The 19,841-nt window shown below is 67.8% G+C and carries 21 protein-coding genes; 13 read left to right on the top strand and 8 right to left on the bottom strand.

Translation table 11 applies throughout. The annotated features are described in order from the left end of the window. Positions 1 to 34: 34 nt before the first annotated feature. Complete coding sequence (locus ASC79_RS10255; RefSeq protein ID WP_056025536.1) at positions 35 to 241, bottom strand: cold-shock protein; 207 nt, start codon at positions 239 to 241, stop codon at positions 35 to 37. A gap of 726 nt (positions 242 to 967) precedes the next feature. Here ASC79_RS10255 and ASC79_RS10250 point away from each other — a divergent pair. The 3 genes from ASC79_RS10250 (at position 968) to ASC79_RS10240 (ending at position 2,777) form a co-directional block, all read left to right on the top strand. Continuing rightward, positions 968 to 1,522 (top strand): sigma-70 family RNA polymerase sigma factor, encoded by a 555-nt coding sequence (locus ASC79_RS10250; protein WP_056025533.1) that lies wholly within the window; start codon positions 968 to 970, stop codon positions 1,520 to 1,522. Further along, entirely contained in the window at positions 1,519 to 2,244 is a 726-nt protein-coding gene (locus ASC79_RS10245) for an anti-sigma factor domain-containing protein (protein ID WP_056025530.1), read from the top strand. Before ASC79_RS10250 ends, ASC79_RS10245 begins: the two co-directional genes overlap by 4 nt. A 65-nt stretch (positions 2,245 to 2,309) precedes the next feature. Further along, positions 2,310 to 2,777 carry a YbjN domain-containing protein gene (locus tag ASC79_RS10240; protein ID WP_056025527.1) on the top strand — a complete coding sequence of 156 codons (468 nt, stop codon included), beginning with the start codon at positions 2,310 to 2,312 and terminating at the stop codon, positions 2,775 to 2,777. 36 nt (positions 2,778 to 2,813) lie between these two features. Here the strand turns inward: ASC79_RS10240 and carA are convergent, their stop codons facing one another. Both carA and ASC79_RS10230 read right to left on the bottom strand, forming a co-directional pair. Beyond that, positions 2,814 to 3,983, bottom strand: a complete 1,170-nt coding sequence (gene carA, locus ASC79_RS10235) for a glutamine-hydrolyzing carbamoyl-phosphate synthase small subunit (protein WP_056025524.1) — start codon at positions 3,981 to 3,983, stop codon at positions 2,814 to 2,816. 166 nt (positions 3,984 to 4,149) lie between these two features. Continuing rightward, positions 4,150 to 5,283: a response regulator gene (locus ASC79_RS10230; RefSeq protein WP_056025521.1), complete on the bottom strand. Its 1,134-nt coding sequence runs from the start codon at positions 5,281 to 5,283 to the stop codon at positions 4,150 to 4,152. 276 nt (positions 5,284 to 5,559) lie between these two features. On the opposite strand from ASC79_RS10230, the gene ASC79_RS10225 reads away from it, so the two are divergent. The 4 genes from ASC79_RS10225 to ASC79_RS10210 all read left to right on the top strand — a co-directional run bounded on the left by ASC79_RS10225 (position 5,560) and on the right by ASC79_RS10210 (position 8,149). Continuing rightward, positions 5,560 to 6,255 (top strand): HAD family hydrolase, encoded by a 696-nt coding sequence (locus ASC79_RS10225; RefSeq protein WP_056025518.1) that lies wholly within the window; start codon positions 5,560 to 5,562, stop codon positions 6,253 to 6,255. A gap of 71 nt (positions 6,256 to 6,326) precedes the next feature. Further along, the gene (locus tag ASC79_RS10220) at positions 6,327 to 6,704 is read left to right on the top strand and encodes a hypothetical protein (RefSeq protein WP_056025515.1); all 378 of its coding nucleotides are present in this window, start codon (positions 6,327 to 6,329) and stop codon (positions 6,702 to 6,704) included. Positions 6,705 to 6,716: 12 nt separating this feature from the next. After that, on the top strand, positions 6,717 to 7,268 hold the full coding sequence (locus ASC79_RS10215) for a hypothetical protein (RefSeq protein WP_056025512.1): 552 nt from the start codon (positions 6,717 to 6,719) through the stop codon (positions 7,266 to 7,268). Between the two features lie 11 nt (positions 7,269 to 7,279). Then, a complete protein-coding gene (locus tag ASC79_RS10210) occupies positions 7,280 to 8,149 on the top strand; it encodes a sigma-70 family RNA polymerase sigma factor (RefSeq protein WP_056025510.1) in 870 nt (289 codons plus the stop codon). Here the strand turns inward: ASC79_RS10210 and ASC79_RS10205 are convergent. Continuing rightward, positions 8,146 to 9,084 carry a DUF808 domain-containing protein gene (locus tag ASC79_RS10205; RefSeq protein ID WP_056025508.1) on the bottom strand — a complete coding sequence of 313 codons (939 nt, stop codon included), beginning with the start codon at positions 9,082 to 9,084 and terminating at the stop codon, positions 8,146 to 8,148. The two genes, ASC79_RS10210 and ASC79_RS10205, sit on opposite strands and share 4 nt — an antisense overlap. A gap of 120 nt (positions 9,085 to 9,204) precedes the next feature. Here ASC79_RS10205 and ASC79_RS10200 point away from each other — a divergent pair, with 120 nt between their 5' ends. The 5 genes from ASC79_RS10200 (at position 9,205) to ASC79_RS10180 (ending at position 16,484) form a co-directional block, all read left to right on the top strand. Beyond that, positions 9,205 to 10,275, top strand: coding sequence for a sensor histidine kinase (locus ASC79_RS10200; protein ID WP_056025504.1), 1,071 nt, complete (start codon positions 9,205 to 9,207; stop codon positions 10,273 to 10,275). Positions 10,276 to 10,319: 44 nt separating this feature from the next. Further along, positions 10,320 to 12,221 (top strand): DNA primase, encoded by a 1,902-nt coding sequence (gene dnaG, locus ASC79_RS10195; protein ID WP_056025792.1) that lies wholly within the window; start codon positions 10,320 to 10,322, stop codon positions 12,219 to 12,221. 81 nt (positions 12,222 to 12,302) lie between these two features. Then, positions 12,303 to 14,246, top strand: a complete 1,944-nt coding sequence (gene rpoD, locus ASC79_RS10190; protein WP_056025503.1) for an RNA polymerase sigma factor RpoD — start codon at positions 12,303 to 12,305, stop codon at positions 14,244 to 14,246. Positions 14,247 to 14,316: 70 nt separating this feature from the next. After that, the gene (locus ASC79_RS10185; RefSeq protein ID WP_056025499.1) at positions 14,317 to 15,924 is read left to right on the top strand and encodes a M28 family metallopeptidase; all 1,608 of its coding nucleotides are present in this window, start codon (positions 14,317 to 14,319) and stop codon (positions 15,922 to 15,924) included. A 53-nt stretch (positions 15,925 to 15,977) separates the two neighbouring features. Continuing rightward, on the top strand, positions 15,978 to 16,484 hold the full coding sequence (locus tag ASC79_RS10180) for a hypothetical protein (protein ID WP_200937157.1): 507 nt from the start codon (positions 15,978 to 15,980) through the stop codon (positions 16,482 to 16,484). Here ASC79_RS10180 and ASC79_RS10175 read toward each other — a convergent pair. Together ASC79_RS10175 and ASC79_RS10170 are read right to left on the bottom strand one after the other, a co-directional pair. Next, positions 16,481 to 17,101: a TIGR02466 family protein gene (locus ASC79_RS10175; RefSeq protein ID WP_056025496.1), complete on the bottom strand. Its 621-nt coding sequence runs from the start codon at positions 17,099 to 17,101 to the stop codon at positions 16,481 to 16,483. The genes ASC79_RS10180 and ASC79_RS10175 overlap by 4 nt on opposite strands. 37 nt (positions 17,102 to 17,138) lie before the next feature. Further along, positions 17,139 to 17,360, bottom strand: coding sequence for a flagellar basal body rod C-terminal domain-containing protein (locus ASC79_RS10170; protein ID WP_056025494.1), 222 nt, complete (start codon positions 17,358 to 17,360; stop codon positions 17,139 to 17,141). 145 nt (positions 17,361 to 17,505) lie between these two features. Between ASC79_RS10170 and ASC79_RS10165 the strand changes: the two genes are divergently transcribed. Then, positions 17,506 to 17,865, top strand: coding sequence for a hypothetical protein (locus ASC79_RS10165; RefSeq protein ID WP_056025490.1), 360 nt, complete (start codon positions 17,506 to 17,508; stop codon positions 17,863 to 17,865). Here the strand turns inward: ASC79_RS10165 and ASC79_RS10160 are convergent. Together ASC79_RS10160 and ASC79_RS10155 are read right to left on the bottom strand one after the other, a co-directional pair. Further along, positions 17,862 to 19,118, bottom strand: a complete 1,257-nt coding sequence (locus tag ASC79_RS10160) for a serine hydrolase (protein ID WP_056025487.1) — start codon at positions 19,116 to 19,118, stop codon at positions 17,862 to 17,864. The genes ASC79_RS10165 and ASC79_RS10160 overlap by 4 nt on opposite strands. A 99-nt stretch (positions 19,119 to 19,217) precedes the next feature. Next, entirely contained in the window at positions 19,218 to 19,763 is a 546-nt protein-coding gene (locus ASC79_RS10155; protein WP_056025484.1) for a YbhB/YbcL family Raf kinase inhibitor-like protein, read from the bottom strand. Positions 19,764 to 19,841 lie beyond the last annotated feature (78 nt).

Genomic DNA, 19,841 nt, shown 5'->3' with positions numbered 1-19,841 from the left:
CGATGCTAGGGCCAAAAGGCCTTTGCCGAAGGCTTTAGACTTGCAGGTTGCCGGCGGCCATTTTGCCGCTGCGACGGTCCTGCTCGAGATCGTAGGTGATCTTTTGGCCTTCGTTCAGGCTGCGGAGTCCGGCGCGTTCAACGGCCGAGATGTGAACGAAGATGTCCGCGCCGCCATCGTCGGGTTGGATGAAGCCATAGCCCTTGGTTCCGTTGAACCATTTAACAGTGCCGGTAGCCATAGAAGTGTCGTCCTTGGGGTAAGTCGTTCCGCAACCCAAGCCTTTTGGGTCACGCATCAAATTTCGGGAGGGTCGGAGAGCAGGTTCGGTGCGCCAGGAATGTGGAGCGTCGAAAATCAGCCGAACCATACGAGTTTGACCCTTTGAGCCTAGCGCGCTTCCAGAGGCCCCGCAAGGCGATCCATGGAGCGCTGCTCGGTAGCCCAGAAGGGATTTCGCCCTGGTTTGGCGCCTCCAATCGACAAGAAAAAACGGCGGTTCGCGGAAATGTCGAGAAAGCTGCGCGGCCCCCGACATCAGTGTTCGGCCAGTCGCCGGCGAGGTGTGAAAAGTAGAGCGCAAACCCGCTGCGAGGAGAGGCGGTGCGTTGGAGGGCCGAGCGCACCCATTCAAGGTTGTCGGCAGTGCGGCGTTCGCCTCGACCGGATTCTACATTTTTGTATATAAAACAATGGAATGCGTCGACGTCCCGTCGGTCTGAGAGCGCCTGCTCGTGTCGCTCATGCAACAGTGGTGGTTCGTTTCGGCTTGACGGGAACCGCACACCGGCGGGGCGATTACTGGCGCGCGCAGATTTCAGTGTTTTCCGCGTGGAAGAGTCAGCCGCCTGCGAACCTGGAAACGGCGTGGCGCTACTATGCGGTGCTGGTGCAGCGGCCGAGGGCCGTCGTCGACCCTTTCCTTGCGATCGGGAGTCAGGCAGCTTCACCCCCATTCAGGTTTGGGATGCCCGCGATCACCACGTCCGACCCCTTGGCCGTACTGCTGCCGCGCATTGCATCGGGCGACCGTGCGGCGATGCGTCAGCTCTATGATGCGACCTCCGCGAAGCTTTTTGGCGTCTGCCTTCGTATCCTTTCCGACAGAGAGGAGAGCGAGGACGTGCTGCAGGAGGTCTATCTCACGATCTGGCGCAGGGCCGACCGCTTTGATGCGGGGCGGGCCAGCGTCATGGCGTGGATATCGACCATCGCCCGCAATCGCGCCATCGACCGTCTGCGCGCCCGCGGGCCGCTGGCCTACGCCGATCCCGTTGACGACCTGCAGATCGAGGACGAGGCGCCCGGCGCCGAAGCCTTGCTGCAGTCGGCGCAGGACGGCGCGGCGCTGGGCCGGTGCCTGTCCGAGCTCGACGACCGCACTCAGGCGGCGATCCGCACGGCCTTTTTCGAAGGCGTGACCTATGAGGCCCTGGCGCGGCGGCTCGACGCCCCGCTCGGCACGGTGAAGAGCTGGATCCGCCGAGGCCTTCTGAAGCTGAAGGGGTGTCTGGAGCGATGAGCGACATCGGCCCCGAACTCCCCGAAGACGAAGCCCTGGCGGCGGAACACGCGCTGGGCGTGCTGACGGCGCGCGAGCGCGCGGCGGCCGAGCATCGCATGGCTCGCGATCCCGCCTTTGCGGCCGACGTGCAGACCTGGCGCGCCCGCCTGGCGCCGCTGACCGACGAGATCGCGCCGGTGACGGCGCCGGCGGGGCTGTGGGCGCGCATCGAGCGCATGCTGGCCTCGAACGACAACGCCCTGGGCGTCCTGCGTCGGCTGCGGTTCTGGCGCGCGGCGACAGTCGGCTCGCTGGCGATGACCGCGGCCAGCCTCGCGGCGGTGGTGTTCCTGGCGGCGCGGCCGCCGGAGATCGTCACCCAGCCGCGCGCGCCCATGGGTCCGATGATGGACGCCCGCCTCATGACCGACGGCGGCCAGCCGTTGTTCCTGGCGGCCTATGACCCTGAGCGGAAGTCGATGCTGGTGGCGTCGCTGGTGCCGCCCGGCGCCGACCCTGACCATAGCCATGAGCTCTGGCTGATCCCGTCCGACGGCAAGCCGCGCTCGCTGGGTCTGATCGACCCCGGGGCGTCCAAGGCGATGCCGATGAGCGAGCCGATGGCGGCGATGGCCACCGAGGGCGCGTCCCTGGCGGTGTCGGTGGAGCCGCTGGGCGGCTCCAAGCTGGAAGGTCCGTCGGGCCCGGTCGCCGCGGTCGGTAAACTTTCACGCCTCTAGCGAGCGATCCCTGGCGCGGGGCGCCCGAACCGCCGTAGCTTCGCGGCCTGGTTGTGAGGTGCCTGATGAAGTCCTGCCTGCTCGCCGCGACGCTCGCGGTTCTGTCCCTGTCCGCCAACAGCGCGCTCGCCGCCGAGCCGCATAAGGACGGCATGACGGTCAAGGAGATCCAGAGCTGGCTCATGGAGAGCGGCTACAAGGCCGAGATCGAGAAGGGCGACAGCGGCGAATACATCCGCAGCTCGTCCGACGGGGTGAGTTTCGAGGTCTATCCCAACGACTGCCGCAAGGACCGCTGCGCGTCCGTCCAACTCGTGGCCGCGTTCGACCTCGACGTGAAGATGACGGCCGACAAGGCCAACGCCTGGAACTCGGAGAAGCGCTACGTCGACTGCTACATCGACGACGAGGGCGATCCCTGGTTCACCTACGACATCAATGTCAGCCCGGGCGGCACGCGTGCGGCGCTCGATGACGACTTCGGCGTCTGGCTGAGCTTCCTGCCCGACATCAAGGCGCATATCGGCTGGTAGAACGAAAAAGGCCGGCGCTGGGCGCCGGCCTTTTGACTACTTCTTGGCCTGGTCCATGTAACCGGCGAAGCGCTCGAACAGGTAGAGCGAGTCCGTCGGACCGGGCGAGGCTTCCGGGTGGTGCTGGACGCTGAACACCGGCTTGTCCTTCAGGGCGATGCCGGCGTTGGTGCCGTCGAACAGCGAGACGTGGGTCTCGACCACCGGCTCGGGCAGGCTGTCGCGGTCGACCGTGAAGCCGTGGTTCATCGAGACGATCTCCACCTTGCCGGTGGTGATGTCCTTCACCGGGTGGTTCGCGCCGTGGTGGCCCTGTTCCATCTTCACGGTGGTGGCGCCCAGGGCGCGGGCCATCATCTGGTGGCCCAGGCAGATGCCGAACACCGGCACGCCGCTCTCGACCAGCTTCTTGATCTCCGGAACCGCATAGTCGCCGGTCGCGGCGGGGTCGCCCGGGCCGTTCGACAGCAGCACGCCGTCGGGCTTGCGGGCCAGGACTTCCTCGGCGGTGGTCTTGGCCGGCACCACGGTGACGCGGGCGCCGATCGAGGTGAGGGCGCGCAGGATGTTGCGCTTCACACCGTAGTCCAGGACCACGACTTCGTACTTCGGCTCGCCGGCCTTGGCGTAGCCTTCCGGCCAGGTCCACAGCCCCTCGTCATAGACGAACGGCTGCAGGCACGAGGCGTCCTTGGCCAGGTCCAGGCCCTCGAGGCCGGCCCAGGCCTTGGCCTTTTCCAGCAGCGCGGGAATGTCGAATTCGCCGGTCGGCGAGTGGGCGATGACGCCGTGCGGCATGCCGTTCTCGCGGATCGAGCGGGTGAGGGCGCGGGTGTCGACGCCGGCCAGGCCGATGACGCCGCGGCGCTTCATCCAGGTGTCCAGGTCGCCGTCGGCGCGCCAGTTGGCCGGCGCGGTCGGCACGTCGCGGAAGATCGCGCCGCGGGCCGCGGTCTCGGCGGAACCGGACATCTGCTCGATATCCTCGACGTTCACGCCGACATTGCCCATGTGCGGGAAGGTGAAGGCGACGATCTGCGACATGTAGGACGGGTCGGTCAGGATCTCCTGATAGCCGGTCATGGCGGTGTTGAAGCACACCTCGCCGACCGCATCGCCGGTCGCGCCGACGCCGATGCCTTGCAGGACGGTCCCGTTCGCCAGGACCAGAACGCCCGTCACACCTTGGAGAAGTTCTACAGTCATCTCGGCGTCTCCATCAGAGTGTGCATGCTCGCAAAAAGGCGGGCCGGGGTGAACCCCGCCCGTTCCTTGACTCGTCCGCTTGTTCGGCAAACGGCGGCTACCTAATGACTACCGGAGGCCGGGTCAATGCGGCGCGGAGGGATTCTGGCCGCAGGAACGGCGGCGCTCAGTCGGCCAGCACGCCCGAGATCGCCTCGAACAACGCCTCGGCCCTGACCGGCTTGCCGATGTGGCGGTCGGCGCCGGCCTCGGTGGAGGACTTCAGGTCGTCGGGCGAGGTGTTGGCGCTGATCACGATGATCGGCGCGCGCGGCAGGCCGGCGCCCTCGGCCTTGCGGATCGCGCGGATCGCGGTCAGGCCGTCCATCACCGGCATGCGCAGGTCCATCAGCACCAGGTCGAAGCCGCCGCGCCGCCAGGCCTCCACCGCCTCTTCGCCGTTCTCGACGCTGGTCACCTCGGCCCCGGCTGCGCCGAGCATCAGCTCCAGCACCTTGCGGTTGGTCGGGTTGTCGTCGGCCGCGAGGATGCGCAGGGGCGGGGCCTCGCCGTCCTGGATCGGCTGATGGGCGGCGTCGGCCTCGTGCGCGGCGTCTCCGTAGTCCAGCAGCCCGGCGACCAGCCGGTCGAGTTGGCGGGCGGAGTCCTGGATGTCGGCGACCAGCCCGCGTTGCTCGGCCGACAACTTCGTGCGTTCCAGCGCCCCGATCAGTCCGACGACGCCGTTCAGCGGCGTGCGCAGTTCGTGGCTCATGTCGGCGACGAACTCGGTCTTGGCGCGGCTGGCGACCTCGGCCCGGTGCAGGGCGTCCTCCAGGGCGGCGGCCTGGCGCTTCATCTCGGTGATGTCGACGCGCAGGCCGATGACGCCGCCGTCGCCGGTGCGGCGTTCCTCGATCATCAGCCATCGGCCGTCGGCCAGCCGCTGTTCGTGCCGTTCGCCGGTCGGGTTCTTCAGCTTGTCCAGCCGCGCGGCCAGCCACTCTTCCTCGCGGCCGATGGCGTCGGGATAGTCGCCGCGCCGCACGCCGGTGCGCAGGGTGTCGGCCAGGGTGACCTGTGAGGAAAATAGGTCGGCCGAGCGGTGGTAGATCTCGGCGTAGCGCTTGTTCCAGAGCAGGTAGCGCCCCTCGGCGTCCAGGAACACGATGCCTTCGGGAAGAAGGTCCAGCGCCTCGCGCAGCCGCTGGCCGGCGACGTCCGCCTGCGCCTGGGCGTGGGCGAGGGCGCGCCCTCCGCGCAGGCGACGAAGGCCACGCGCGAGCTGTCCGACCCAATCCCGAAGACCCGCCTTCGGCATCCGCCACCCCAACGAAACAGTTCGACATCTGATGGCCCGGCGGGGCTTGAAGGGTTCCTGCCGACTTCGCGTCCAGCGTGTGAAACTTGTCCGGCGCCTATCAATTGGGCGCCGCGTGCGCATCCGCCTGCGGCATAGGCTTAATTCGGCGGCGGCGGGGGCGGCGGTCGTGCTGACAGCACAGCCGGCGTTTTTCACGCCTCGTCGTCCGCCGTCTTCGCCAACCGGCGCAGGTCTGCTAGATGGCGCGCCTCCTCCAGCGCAAGAGGCGCGCAAGTGACGATTACGACGGTCGGCCTCGATGCCGACGACACGCTCTGGCACAACGAGACCATCTTCCGCCTGACCCATGATCGGTTCAGCGAACTGCTGTCCGACGTCACCGACAAGGCGACGCTGGAGAAACGTCTGGCCGAGGTGGAGAAGCGCAACCTGCGGCTCTATGGCTACGGTGTGAAGGGCTTCACGCTCTCGATGATCGAGACCGCGATGGAGATGACCGGCGGCGAGCCGCCCGGCCACGTCATCCGCGAAATCCTGGCGGCCGGCCGCGAGATGCTGAGCGAGCCGGTCGAACCGCTGCCCGGCGTCGACGACACCCTGGCCGAGCTCTCCAAGCACTACCGCCTGGTCCTGATCACCAAGGGCGATCTGCTGCACCAGGAGCAGAAGCTGGCGGCTTCCGGCCTCGGCGACCTGTTCGCAGCCGTCGAGATCGTCAGCGAGAAGGACGCCTCGACCTATGCGCGCGTCTTCGCCCGCCACGGCACCGGCGCGGAGGAGGCGGTGATGTGCGGCAACTCGATGCGTTCGGACATTCTGCCGGCCATCGAGGCTGGGGCCTACGGCGCCTACGTGCCCTATCCGCTGATCTGGGCGCATGAGATGGCCGACGCGCCCGAGGGCCACGCACGCTTCGCCGAGCTGGCCAGCATCCGTGACCTGCCGGCCTGGATCGCCACGCTCGGCTGACGATTTTCTGCGCGGCATGTCACAGCCGCCGCCTCCAAACCGTCCTGTCTGCGATGGTTCGGAGAAATCACATGTCGCGCATCCTGGCTGGCGCTCTCGCCGTGCTGCTGGGGCTCAACGCCCTAGCCATGCTGTTCGGGTCGTTCTGGTGGTACAACGCCGTCCCCGGCGTGATCGCCACGGGCCCCTATAATCCCCACTTCGTGCGCGACATCGGCGCGGCCTACCTGGTCGTGGCCGCAGGCCTGGCCTGGTTCGCATGGCGTCCGGCGCAGGGCTGGCCCGCGCTCGCAGCCGGCGCGACCTTCCTGACGCTGCATGCGGGCATCCACGTCTTCGACGCCAGCTGTTCGTCGGACCCGGTCGCCAACCTCATACGCGACCTGCCGGGCGTCTATGCGCCGGCCCTGATCGCCGCCGCCATCGCCGTCTTCCGCCGCCCCGTCTGAAAGGACCGCCTCATGCTGAAAGCCCTGCTCGCCCGCCAGATCGGCAAGATGGAACGCCAATGGGGCTATGACGCCAGCTACATGCGCCATGTCCTGGCCGCCAGCCCGGCCAGCCTGCTCCGCTTCGGGCTGGTCAGCTCCATGGCCGACGCCAAGGCCGCGCCTGCCGCGGCGATCGCCGCCGCCAAGCTGGTCGGAACCCTGGCCGAGGACTGCGGCCCGTGCACCCAGATCGTCGCCGACATGGCCGCCGCCGAAGGCGTCGCGCCGCAGATCCTGCGCGCGATCCTGGCGGGCGACGAGGCGGCGATGGGGCCGGACGCCGCGCTCGCCTGGCGCTTCGCCCGCGCCAGCCTGGCGCGCGACATGGCCGCCGCCGACCCGCTGCGCGACGAGGTGGTCGGCCGCTGGGGCGAGAAGGGCCTGGTGGCGCTCAGCCTGGCGCTCACCAGTTCGCGCATGTACCCGACGCTGAAATATGCGCTGGGCTACGGCAAGGCCTGTTCCAGGGTGGTCGTGGACGGCGTCGCCGCCCCCGTGGCCCACGCGCCGCTGGCGGCGTAGGGTTCGCGATCATGGCCGCAGACATCGACATCTTCGAAGCCCAGCGCCCGCGGCTGCTGCGCCTGGCCTACCGCATGCTGGGCTCGGTCGCGGAGGCCGAGGACGTGGTTCAGGACGCCTGGCTGCGCTGGACCCGCTCCGAAGACGAGATCCTCGACCCCGCCGGCTGGCTGGTGCGCGTGACCAGCCGGCTCTGCATCGACCGCCTGCGCTCGGCCAAGGCCCAGCGCGAGGCCTATCGCGGCCCCTGGCTGCCCGAGCCGTTGATCGAGGAACTGACCGTCGATCCGGTCGAGCGGGCCGAGGACGTCTCGGTCGCCTTCCTGCTGGCGCTGGAGCGGCTCTCGCCGCTGGAGCGCGCCGTCTTCCTGCTGCACGACGTGTTCGACGAGGACTACGCCTCGGTCGCCGAGACCCTGGGCCGCAACGAGGCCGCGGTGCGGCAGCTGGCCGCCCGGGCCCGCACCCACGTGAAGGACAACCGCCCGCGCTTCACGGTCAGCCAGGAGGACGCGGCCAAGCTCGCCGCCGCCTTCATGGCCGCCGCCGCCCAGGGCGACATGAAGGCCCTGTCCTCGGTGCTCGCCGAGGACGCGGTGCTGATCTCCGACGGGGGCGGCAAGCGCACGGCGGCGCTTCGGCCGATGACCGGGCGAGACGACATCATCCGACTGCTGGAAGGCATCGCGTGGCGGTCGGGCTACTCCCCGCTCTGGCCGCTCAGCTTCCGCGCGGTGCGGATCAACGGCTATCCCGGCGTGATCATGGAGCGCGAGGACGGCCCGATGACCGTCGCCTTCCAGCCCGGCGAGGACGGCAAGCTGGCGGCGATCTACCTGGTCCGCAATCCCGACAAGCTGGCGCGCCTGCCGAGCGTCTAGTGCGCGGCCTTGCGCTTGGGCAGGAAGTGCATGACCGCGGCGATGATCGCGCCGATGACGAAGCCGACCACCGCCGAACCGACGGCGAAGGTCAGCCAGCCGGTCACCGGACCGATCGCCGGAACCTGGCCGGCCCAGTGCGAGGCGCCCTCGACCCAGACTGGGATCGGCGTGAAGTGGAAGTGCTCCAGCCCGTGGACGATGATGCCGCCGCCGACCCACAGCATGGCGGCGGTGCCGACGACGGTCAGCCAGCTCATCACTACCGGCATGCCCTTGACCAGGCCGCGGCCCAGGGCCTTGCCGGACCGCGTCTTGCCCTTGGCCATGTGCAGGCCGATGTCGTCCATCTTCACGATCAGGCCGACCACGCCATAGACAACGAGGGTGATGGCCACGCCGACCAGCAGCAGGGCGCCGGCCTGGATGGCGAGGGGCCGGTCGGAGACGTCGGCGAGGGCGATGGCCATGATCTCGGCCGATAGAATGAAGTCCGTGCGGATCGCGCCGCTGACTTTCTGGTTCTCCAGGTCCTTGCCCGACAGGGCCAGTTCCTCGGGCTCGTCGCTCTCGTCGTGGCCGCTGAACGCCTCGATGATCTTCTCGGTGGCCTCTAAGCAGAGATAGGCGCCGCCCAGCATCAGCAGCGGCGTCACCGCCCACGGCGCAAAGGCGCTGAGCAGCAGCGCGCCGGGCAGCAGGAACAACAGCTTGTTGCGCAGCGATCCGATCGCGATGCGCAGCACGATCGGCAGTTCACGATCGGGGGTGAAGCCCATTGCATAGCCGGGGGTCACCGCGGTGTCGTCCACCACGACCCCGACGGCCTTCGCGCCCGCCTTGCCGGCCGCAGCGGTCACGTCGTCCAGCGACGCAGCCGCGATCTTGGCTATGCCCGCGACATCGTCCAGCAGCGCGACAAGACCGGAAGCCATCGGGAACCTCTGCTGATTGAAAGACTTGAGCCTATGCCGGTACGAGGTAACCGCACGAGCGTAAAGTCGCTTCAGTCGCAAACCACGGCCGGCCGTCGCCTTTGGATGGGATCGGGTCGAATGCACTGGCCCAGTGAGGAGCCGCCGCCGGCGACCTTCGTGTTCGCCGAGGGTCGCATGGCCCACTTGGTGCGCGCGTTCGATTGGGAGACGACGCCGCTGGGACCCGTCGCGGCCTGGCCTGTCGAACTCAAGACCCTGGTGAACTTCATTCTCGAATCGCGTTTTCCCGCCGCCGTGGTCTGGGGACCGGACATGATCGTCATCTACAACGACGCGTTCCTGCCGATCCTGGGGGAGAAGCATGAGGCGCTGGGGCGATCCTTCGCCGAGGTCTGGTCCGAGGTGTGGGACGAGATCAGGCCGATCGCCCGGCGGGCCTATGCAGGCGAGGCCACCTTCATTGAAGACTATCCCCTGACCATCAACCGCGCGGGCCAACCGGAGCAGGCCTGGTTCACCTTCTGCTATAGCCCGTTGAGGCTCGCTGACGGCTCCATCGGCGGGATCATGGACACGGTGATCGAGACCACCGAGACGGTCCGGGCGCACGCCGACATGGACACACTGGCCCAGGAGATGGGCCATCGGTTGAAGAACACCATGGCCACGGTTCAGGCGGTCGCAGCCCAATCCTTAAAGGAGGTCGCCGAGCGGGGCCTGGTCGAAGAGTTCCTCGATCGCGTGGTCAGCATGAGCCACGCCCATGACGCGCTGTTCCGGCGAAACTGGTCCGCGGTGGATTTGCGCGGCGTGATGGAGGGTACGCTCGCGCCCTTGGCCAGCCTGGGGCAGTTTCATCTGACGGGCCCGAACCTCAAGATCGGCCCGCGCACCACCATGGCCCTGTCGCTAGTGCTGCACGAACTTGCGACCAATGCGGCGAAGTACGGCGCGCTGTCGACGCCGGAGGGGCGGGTCGATCTTGACTGGTCCGTGGACGCCGAGACGTTTCGCCTGCTTTGGCGCGAGAGCGGCGGGCCGCCCGTGCGCCCCCCGACCGCCAGCGGCTTTGGCAGCCGCCTGATCGACCTGGGGCTTTCGCCCGAGGGGACCGTCGCCCGGCGCTATCGGCCAGGCGGCGTGGAGGTCGAACTGGAGACGCCGGTCTCCGGATTGATGGATCGTTGAGCCAGGGGCTACGCCTGGGCCGCGAGCGCTGTATCATTGTCGCCGTGCGCGTCGACGAACACTTCCTTGATGAGATCAAATCCCGCCTCCGCCCCTCCGATGTGATCGGGCGGACGGTGAAGCTGCGCAAGCAGGGGCGGGAGTATGTGGGCCTGTCGCCATTCAACAAGGAGAAGACCCCCTCCTTCTACGTGAACGACGAAAAGGGCCAGTTCTTCGACTTCTCGTCGGGCAAGAACGGCGATCTGATCACCTTCCTGCAGGAAACCGAGCGTCTCACCTTCATGGAGGCGGTCGAGCGGCTGGCGGCCGAAGCGGGCCTGACCATGCCCGAAGCCGATCCTCGCTCGGCCGAGCAGGAACGCCAGCGTCAGGGCTTGTCGGATTGGATGGACGCCGCCGCCCAATGGTTCGAGGGCGCGCTGCGCCGGCCGGAGGGCAAGGAGGCGCGGGCCTATCTGGAACGCCGCGGGCTGCCCGAGTCCGAGTGGGCCCGGTTCCGGCTGGGCTTCTCGCCGCCGGGGCGAACGGCGCTGAAGGACTATCTGGTCACCAAGGGCGCGCGACCGGGTGAACTGGTCGAGGCCGGGCTGCTGATCGCGCCGGAGGAGGGCGGCGCGCCCTATGACCGGTTCCGCGACCGGATCATCTTCCCGATCTCCGACCACCGCGGACGTATCCTGTCGTTCGGCGGCCGGGCGATGGACCCTCAGGCCCGCGCTAAGTACCTGAACGGCCCTGAAAGCCCGCTCTTCCACAAGGGGCGCACGCTCTACGGCATAGGCGAGGCGCGGAAGATCCTGGGCGCGGCGCCGAGCAACGAAACGCCGGCGCTGGTGGTGGTCGAAGGCTACATGGACGCCATCGCCTGTCAGCGGGCCGGCGTCGCCGCCGTCGCGCCGCTGGGCACCGCCCTCACCGAAGAGCAGATGGAGATGCTGTGGCGGCTGCACGGCGAGCCGACCCTGTCGTTCGACGGCGACCGGGCGGGCCGCCAGGCCGCTTCGCGCTCCATCGACCGCGCGCTGCCGCTGCTCAAGCCCGGCAAGAGCTTCAAGTTCGCCATCGTCGAGGGCGGCAAGGATCCGGACGAGGTGCTGCGCGAGCAGGGCGCGCCGGCCCTCCGCGCCCAGTTGTCGCAGACGACCGCCTTCGTCGACGCGCTGTTCACCCGCGAGCACGATCTGGAGCCCCTCGATACGCCCGAACGACGCGCCGGCTTCAAGAACCGGTTGCGCAACGCCGCCGGCCTGATCGCCGACAAGGATCTGCAGCAGGCCTATCGCGAGGCGCTGATGGAGCGCTTCGATGCGACGGGTCCCAAGGCGCGCTCGGTCTCCGAGCAGGGCGGCCGGCCGCAACGTGGAAACGCAGGCGGTTCAAGAGGTTGGCGCGGCGGCGGGCGCGAGTGGATAGATCCGGCGCCGACCGAGGCGGGGCGCGCTGCCGCCCAGAGGCTGGCGCTTTCAATCGATCCGGTGGCCGCCACTCTGGCCAAGTACGCGGTCGGCGATCCCAGCGTGCTGGACGAACATCTGGAGAACTCGTTCCTCGCCAAAGGCTTCGGTGTGCAAGCTCTGGCGAAGCTGATGACCGAGATCATCAGTTTCAGATTGGACGCTGATCATCTTGACACCGCGACTCTCGCACGCCATCTGGCGTCTTGCGGGTTTACTGCGCTGCTGACAGACATCGACCGGGCCGCCGCGAAATCGGGCGCGCCCATCATGAAACCGGATGTCTCCCTCGACGTCGCTAGATCCCAGTGGTCGCAAGCTTTTGCGGGCCTTTCACGGCTCGTGGCGCTCGACGAGGCTATTGCGTCCGCGAAGGGGAACCTTAGCGGTCGTTCCGACATGGAAGCACTCGAGCGTCTCAAAGGCGAGCGCGACACACTGAAACGCGCGATCAGAACGGGAACGATTTGGGCGGGAGAAGGGTCGTAAGAGAATACGACCGTCTGTTCGCTATTGAAGCATCTTCGGCCCAGCTCTTGCACGGGGCTTGGCCGAAATCCGGAGACCTAGATGAGCACGAACACGGCTGAAGCGGAAACCACTGAATCGACTGGCGGCGACGGCCCGCTGCTCGACCTTACCGACGCCGGCGTCAAGAAGTTCATCAAGCAGGCCAAGGCCCGCGGCTACGTCACGATGGACGAGCTGAACAAGGTCTTGCCCTCTGAGGAAGTCACTTCCGAGGCTATCGAAGACACGTTGGCGATGCTCTCCGAGATGGGCGTCAACGTCGTCGAGGCCGAAGAGGACGCCGAGGGCGGTGAAGTCGCTGTCCGTGAAGAGACCGCGGTGGTCGAGACCACCAAGGAGCCGGCCTACGACCGCACCGACGACCCGGTGCGCATGTACCTGCGCGAAATGGGCTCGGTCGAGCTGCTGTCGCGCGAGGGCGAAATCGCCATCGCCAAGCGCATCGAGGCCGGCCGCGACACGATGATCCGTGGTCTGTGCGAAAGCGCGCTGACCTTCGAAGCCATCATGGTGTGGCGTGAGGAACTCGGTTCGGGCCGCATCCTGCTGCGCGAGGTCATCGACCTCGAACAGACCTACGGCGGCGCCAACGCTGCGGCGGCCGAGCTGGCCGGCGCGGCCGAGGCTGAAGCCGAGGAGGAAGAGACCACCGAGGACGGGGAAGCTGTCGCCAAGGCCGAAGGCGCCGAGGACGACGACGACTTCGATGACGGCGCGGGACCGACCATCAGCGCCATGGAAGGCGAACTGCGCGAAGGGGTCATGGCGACCCTGGACGCCATCGCCTCGGAGTTCGACGCCTTCCGCGCCCTGCAGGAAAAGCTCGTCGGCAAGCGTCTGAAGGGCGAAGACCTCTCGGACGCCGACCGCAAGGCCTACACCACCGCCTCGCTGGCCATCGTTCAGCACCTGAAGACGCTGAAGCTGAACAACAACCGCATCGAGGCGCTGGTCGAGCAGCTCTACGCGATCAACAAGCGCCTGATGGGCCTTGAAGGCCGCCTGCTGCGCCTGGCCGACAGCTACGGCATCTCGCGCTCGGAATTCCTCAAGGCCTACTTCGGTCAGGAGCTGTCGCCGAACTGGACCGATCAGGTGAAGCCGCTGGGCGTTCGCTGGACCAAGTTCGTCGAGAACGACGCCGGCCAGATCGGCGACATCCGGGCCGAGGTCGCCGCGCTGGCGACCGAGACCGGCGTGCCGATCGACGACTATCGCCGCATCGTCCAGACCGTCCAGAAGGGCGAACGCGAAGCCCGTCAGGCCAAGAAGGAAATGGTCGAGGCCAACCTGCGCCTCGTGATCTCCATCGCCAAGAAGTACACCAACCGCGGCCTGCAGTTCCTGGACCTGATCCAGGAGGGCAACATCGGCCTGATGAAGGCGGTCGATAAGTTCGAGTATCGCCGCGGCTACAAGTTCTCGACCTACGCCACCTGGTGGATCCGGCAGGCGATCACCCGCTCGATCGCCGACCAGGCCCGGACCATCCGGATCCCGGTGCACATGATCGAGACGATCAACAAGATCGTCCGCACCAGCCGCCAGATGCTGCACGAGATCGGCCGCGAGCCGACCCCGGAAGAGCTGGCCGAAAAGCTGGCCATGCCGCTGGAAAAGGTCCGCAAGGTCCTGAAGATCGCCAAGGAGCCGATCTCCCTCGAAACCCCGATCGGGGATGAAGAGGACTCGCACCTGGGCGACTTCATCGAGGACAAGAACGCGATCCTGCCCATCGACGCGGCGATCCAGTCGAACCTGCGCGAGACCACCACCCGCGTGCTGGCGTCGCTGACGCCGCGCGAGGAACGCGTCCTGCGCATGCGCTTCGGGATCGGCATGAACACCGACCACACCCTCGAAGAGGTCGGCCAACAGTTCAGCGTCACCCGAGAACGGATCCGTCAGATCGAGGCCAAGGCGCTTCGCAAGCTGAAGCACCCGTCGCGCTCGCGGAAGCTGCGCAGCTTCCTCGACAGCTAGGACTATTCGGCGCTGGCAGCGCCTGGACGCCCTCGACTAAGCTCCGCGGAGGTTGGTCGAGGGCGTTTTCATGAGTCTTTTCGGAAATCTGGCGCGGATTCTGGTCTGCGCGGCCAGCGTTGCGGCCTTGTCGACCGCGGCCAGCGCCCAGCCCGACACGCGCTCTGCCGAGCGTATCAAGGCTCATGTCGCCTTCCTGGCCGACGACCTGTTGCAGGGGCGTGAGGCGGGCACGCCGGGCTTCGACATCGCCGCGGCCTATGTCGCCTCGCAGTTGGCCCAGATCGGCGTGAAGCCCGGGGCGGCGGACGGGACCTACTTCCAGCGCGTGCCGATGACCGCGGCGCGTCCGGCCGACGAGGGCAAGTTGGCCCTGACCTCAAAGGCGGGCGTCCAGCCTCTGGTGTTCGGCGAGGACTACCTGCCAGGCCGCAATCCCAACGCCCCGATCACCCATGTCGCCGCGCCCTTGGTGTTCGTCGGCTACGGCGTCCGCACGGGCCAGCGCGACGACTATGCCGGGCTCGACGTGAAGGGGAAGATCGTCGTCGCGCTCAGCGGCGCGCCCAGCAACCTGCAGACCGAGGAGCGGGCCTACTACGCCGGGACGCGCACCAAGCGCCTGGCGGCCGAGGCCAGGGGCGCGGTCGGCTTCATCACCATCATGGCGCCCTCGGATGAGACCCGGCGGCCCTTCGCCAACAGCGCACGGCAATGGCGCAACTGGGGCATGGCCTGGCGCACGCCAGCCGGCGCTGCCTTCGCGCCGGGCGCCGCGACGCCTGACCTCGGCACGCTGAGCGTCAAGGGCGCAGCCAAGCTGTTCGTCGGCGCGCGGCAGTCCTACGACCAGGTGGTCAAGGCGGCGGAGGAGGGCGCGGCCCCGCGCTTTGCGCTGCCCTTCGGCCTGGACGCGACGGTCAACACCGAGCTGAAGACCGTGGAGAGCGCCAATGTCGTCGGCCGGATCGACGGGACCGATCCGAAGCTGAAGGACGAGGTCGTCGTGCTCTCGGCGCATCTCGACCACATCGGCGTCACCCCGCCGGTCAACGGCGACTCGATCAACAACGGCGCGCTCGACAACGCAGGCGGCGTGGCGACGACGCTGGAGGTCGCCCGCGCCTTCGTCGAGGGCAAGCCGCCGCGCCGCACCCTGCTGTTCCTGCTCAACACCGCCGAGGAAAAGGGCCTGGTCGGCGCCGACTACTTCGCGCGCAATCCGCCGACGCGCGCGCCCATCGTCGCCAACATCAACCTCGACATGCCGATCCTCACCTACGACTTCATCGACGTGGTGGCGTTCGGGGCGGAGCGCTCGACGCTCGGGCCGGCCGTGCTGCGGGCGGCGACGCGCATGGGCGTCAAGCTGTCGCCCGATCCGCTGCCCGAAGAGGGGCTGTTCACCCGCAGCGACCACTTCCGGTTCGTGGAGCAGGGCGTGCCCTCGGTGTTCCTGATGACCGGCTTCGAGAACGGCGGCCGCGAGGCCTTCACCACGTTCCTGAAGGACCACTACCACAAGCCCAGCGACGACCTCTCGCTACCCATCGACTACGCCGCCGGGGCGAAGTTCGCCGCCATCAACTACGAGATCGCTCGCGAGGTCGCCGACGCCGATGCCCGGCCCGCCTGGAACTCGGGCGACTTCTTCGGGACCCTGTTCGGCAGGCGGTGACAGAACCTGGATATGCGAGCAGGCTGCGCTCTCAGGTCTGAGGCGAGGGCGACATGCACTGGATGATGATTGGCGCATTGGCGGCGGCTCTGGTCGTCTCCGGCCCCACCTATGCGCAGACGACAGCCAAGGCGCCCGCGCTAGCCAGCGTCCCGGCGGCTGACCGTACAGCGGCCCTGCGTGCGGCTGGTTTCGTTTCGCAGGGCGGCCGCTGGCTTGGCGGCGAGGGCAATTGCGAGGCGGTGATCGAGGCCAGCGACATCCGTGATCTCAATGGTGACGGGCGTCCGGAGGTCATCGTCACCGAGACCGGAACCTTCTGCTACGGAAACACGGGCCAGGGCTTCTACATCATGGAACGCACGGCCGCGGGCGGCTGGCGCACGCTGTTCCAGTCCCAGGGTATCCCCGAGTTCCTGCCGACCAAGGGCGTCGGCGGCTGGCCGGACATCGTGCTGGGCGGTCCGGGCTTCTGCTTTCCGGTGGTGCGTTTCAACGGCAAGACCTACGTCAATCACCGTCAGCAGGAAGAACAGCCCGGCGCCTGCGCCCGCCGCTAGCGCCAGGCGTAGTTGAAGCTCACAGAGATCCGCTCCTTGCGCGCGGCGTTGGCCGGCACCTCGTGCCGCAGCCAGCTTTCCCACATCAACACCGTGCCCGGCTCGGGCTGAAGGTAGATGAAGCTGCGCGCGTCCTCGGGCGCGTCGGCCTCGCGCGGCGGCGCGGCCATCATCAGCGGCAGGCGCGGGTCCTCGAGCTTCAGGGCGCTGGCGCCCTTCGGGATCGCGACATAGACCGTGCCCGACAGCACGCTATGCGGATGGATGTGGCCCGAATGCGCCGCGCCGGGCTTCAGGATGTTGACCCACAGGCTGTCCAGCTTCAGTCGGCGGCGGCCGAGGTCCAGGTGCAGCGCCTTGGCGTAGGCGCCCGCGTGCTTGTCCAGCTTGCGCTTGAGATCCTCGAAGATGCTGGCGCGCATCGGCAGGTCGTCCAGCGAGGCGTAGGAGGTGTAGCCGCCGTAGCCGTGGTCGCGGCACCAGGCCTGGCCGGCCATGTCCTCGTCCGCCAGCATGCGGCAGGCGTCTTCGAGTTCGGCGTTGAAGTCTGCAAAGCCGCGCTCGCCGGCGAGGCTGGCTTCATAGACCTGGGTGACGAAGAGGGGGCGCAGGCTCATGGCCCGGCGCTACCGGTCCGCGCGCCGGATGTCAAAGCTAGGCGAGAACGTCGAGGAGCTTGCCGGCCATGTCCTGGGCGCTGCGGATCACCGCGGCGTTGGCGGCGAAGGCGGTCTGGGCGGTGATCTGTTCGACGACCTCGGCCGGCAGGTCGACGCTCTGGCCCTCGACGCCCATGCGGGCGACGCGGCTGGCCGAAGCGTCAAAGCGGCGGCTGGCCGCAAGCATGCCGTACTGAGCGGTGGCGATCGGATCCATGGCGGGCCCCTTCCGCCTTGCAGCATGCACCCTTGCGGTTAAGCCTTTGCGCAGCCGTATGATGAAGACCGCGCTCACCATGCGGATCCTGAAACCTGCAAGGCTCGCCGGGTGTTATGGTCAAGTCGAACTGGAGGATTGCCCGATGATCCGCACCGCCCTGATCGCCGCCGCGGCGCTCGTCGCCTCCGCCGGCGCTGCATTGGCCCAGGCCCCGCTGTCGCAGAACCCGCCGACCCAGACGATCATCTGCCTGGACGTCAGCGGCCAGACCCTGCCCGTGTCGTGCACTGTGCCGGCCAGCCGCCTCGACAAGCGCGAGGACTTTTGCACCTGCCGGACCGGCACGCAGGTCGATATCGCGATCTGCCCGGACGGCGTCAGGCCGCCGGCCGAAAACCGGGCCTACGAGCGGGCGCGGAAGGCCGCCGTCAAGAACGGCAGCCTGCTTGGCGCGATGTTTGAGGGTCAGCCGATGTGCGTGGCCGGCCGCAACACCTTCTAGAGCGGCCTGCCGAGCGCGGCGTAGGTGAGTTTCTGGAACACCGGCAGCGCGGCGCGCCCGCCCATGCGCTGGCCGGTGGCCAGTTGCGAGGCGGCCTCCGGCTCCAGCGGGATCGAGTTCTGGATCAGGTAGATCATCACCATGTCCTCGACCGGATCGGCCTGCCACCAGGTGCCGAAGGCGCCGGGCCAGCCGAACGAACCCTCCGACCCCGCGCCCATCCAGGCCTGCTTCTCCGGGTCGGTGATCACCGAGACGCCCAGGCCGAAACCCTGGCCCAGCCAGAACGGGATGCCCATGAACGGCGCCTGGCGCTGCTCGGGCGTAAGGCGGTTCTCACGCATCAGCTCCAGCGTCTCGCGCTTGACGTAGCGCACGCCGTCCAGTTCGCCGCCGTTCAGCATCATGCGGGCGAAGCGCAGGTAATCGTCGGCCGTCGAGATCAGGCCGCCGCCGCCGGCGCAGAACTCCGGCGGACCGGGCAGGTGCGGGAAGGAGATGTCCTCCATCGCGTCGGTCTTCGGATTGATCCGGTAGAGCTTGGCCATCCGGTCGCGCTTCTCGGGCGGGCACCAGAAGTCGGTATCGTTCATGCCCAGCGGCTTCAGGATCCGCTCCATGATGAACTCGCGATAGCCCATGCCCGATACGCGGCCGACCAGGAAGCCGAGCACGTCGGTGGCGTGGCTGTAGTGGAAGCGATCTCCGGGCTGGTAGGAGAGGGGCAGTCCGCCCAGCGCCTTCAGCCACGCATCGGGGGACAGGTGACCGCCCAGCGGCGAGCCCAGCGCGGCCTCATGCGCCTGCGCGATCGGTCCCATCGAGGTGAAGGCGTAGGCCAGACCCGAGCGATGGGTCATCAGATCGTCGACGGTGATCTCGCGCGCGGCCGGAACCGCGTCGTCAACCGGGCCGTTGGCCGACTTCAGGACCTGCATGTCCTTGAACTCGGGCATCCACTTGGTGATCGGATCGTCGAGGCGAAGCTTGCCTTCCTCCATCAGCATCAGGACCGCGATCGAGGTGATCGGCTTGGTCATGGACGCGATGCGGAAGAGGGTGTCGCGGGTCATGGGCGCCTGCCCGGCCACGTCGCGATAGCCAAGCGTGTTGACCTGGGCGACCTCGCCCTTGCGCCAAAGCAGGGTCACGAAGCCTGACAGGTCGCCCGCATCGACGATCGGCTGCAGAGAGGCGGGGATCGCCGCCAGACCGTCGGAAGAAAAGCCGCCCAGAGCCAGATCGCCGTCCATGTCGCCTCGCCAGATGATCGGCCGCGGTCACTTCGCCGCAGCGTTTCCAGGGCTATGACCCGACTGACGTGGAGGGCGTCAACATACTTTTTCTTCGAACTATTGCCGGCTCGGCGCTTCGTAGGTGGCCATCATCTCGCCCTGGGCCACCGTGTGTCCCTTGAGGATGTTGAGGAGCTCGGTCAGCGGGGTGTCGGGCCCGACTTCCAGTCTCTGGTCGAGGGCGAAGACCTGGAAGTAGTAGCGATGCACGCCATGGCCGACCGGCGGGCGCGGGCCGAACCAGCCATAGTCGCCGGAGTCGTTGCGGCCCTGGATGATCGGGTGCGGCGGGTCGATGTACTGCGCCTGGGGCACGCCTTCGGGAAGGCCTCCAGCCTCGGCGGGAATGTTCCAGATCATCCAGTGGATGAAGGGCTTCTCCATCGGCGCATCCGGATCCTCGACGATGAGGGCATAGCTCTCGGCGCCTTCAACCTCCGTCCAGGTCAAGGGCGGGGAGAGGTTCTCGTGATAGGCCGAATGCCGGTCGGCGAGGCTGCCGTCGGGGGACTGCGAGGGCGACATCACGACCAGGCCGCTTCGATCGCGCGGTTCGACCTTGAAGATGGTGATGGTTTCACCGGAGTGGGCGGGCGTGGACATGGGAACTGCTCCTTGCGTCACCCGACAAAGCGCATCGCTCAGGCCTTGGTTGCGGCCGAAGGGAAAAGGCCCTAGCCC

The organism is Phenylobacterium sp. Root1290 (assembly GCF_001425305.1).
Lineage (GTDB): Bacteria > Pseudomonadota > Alphaproteobacteria > Caulobacterales > Caulobacteraceae > Phenylobacterium.
Note: the sequence above shows the minus strand (reverse complement) of the source record. Positions and strands in the feature narration are given on the sequence as shown.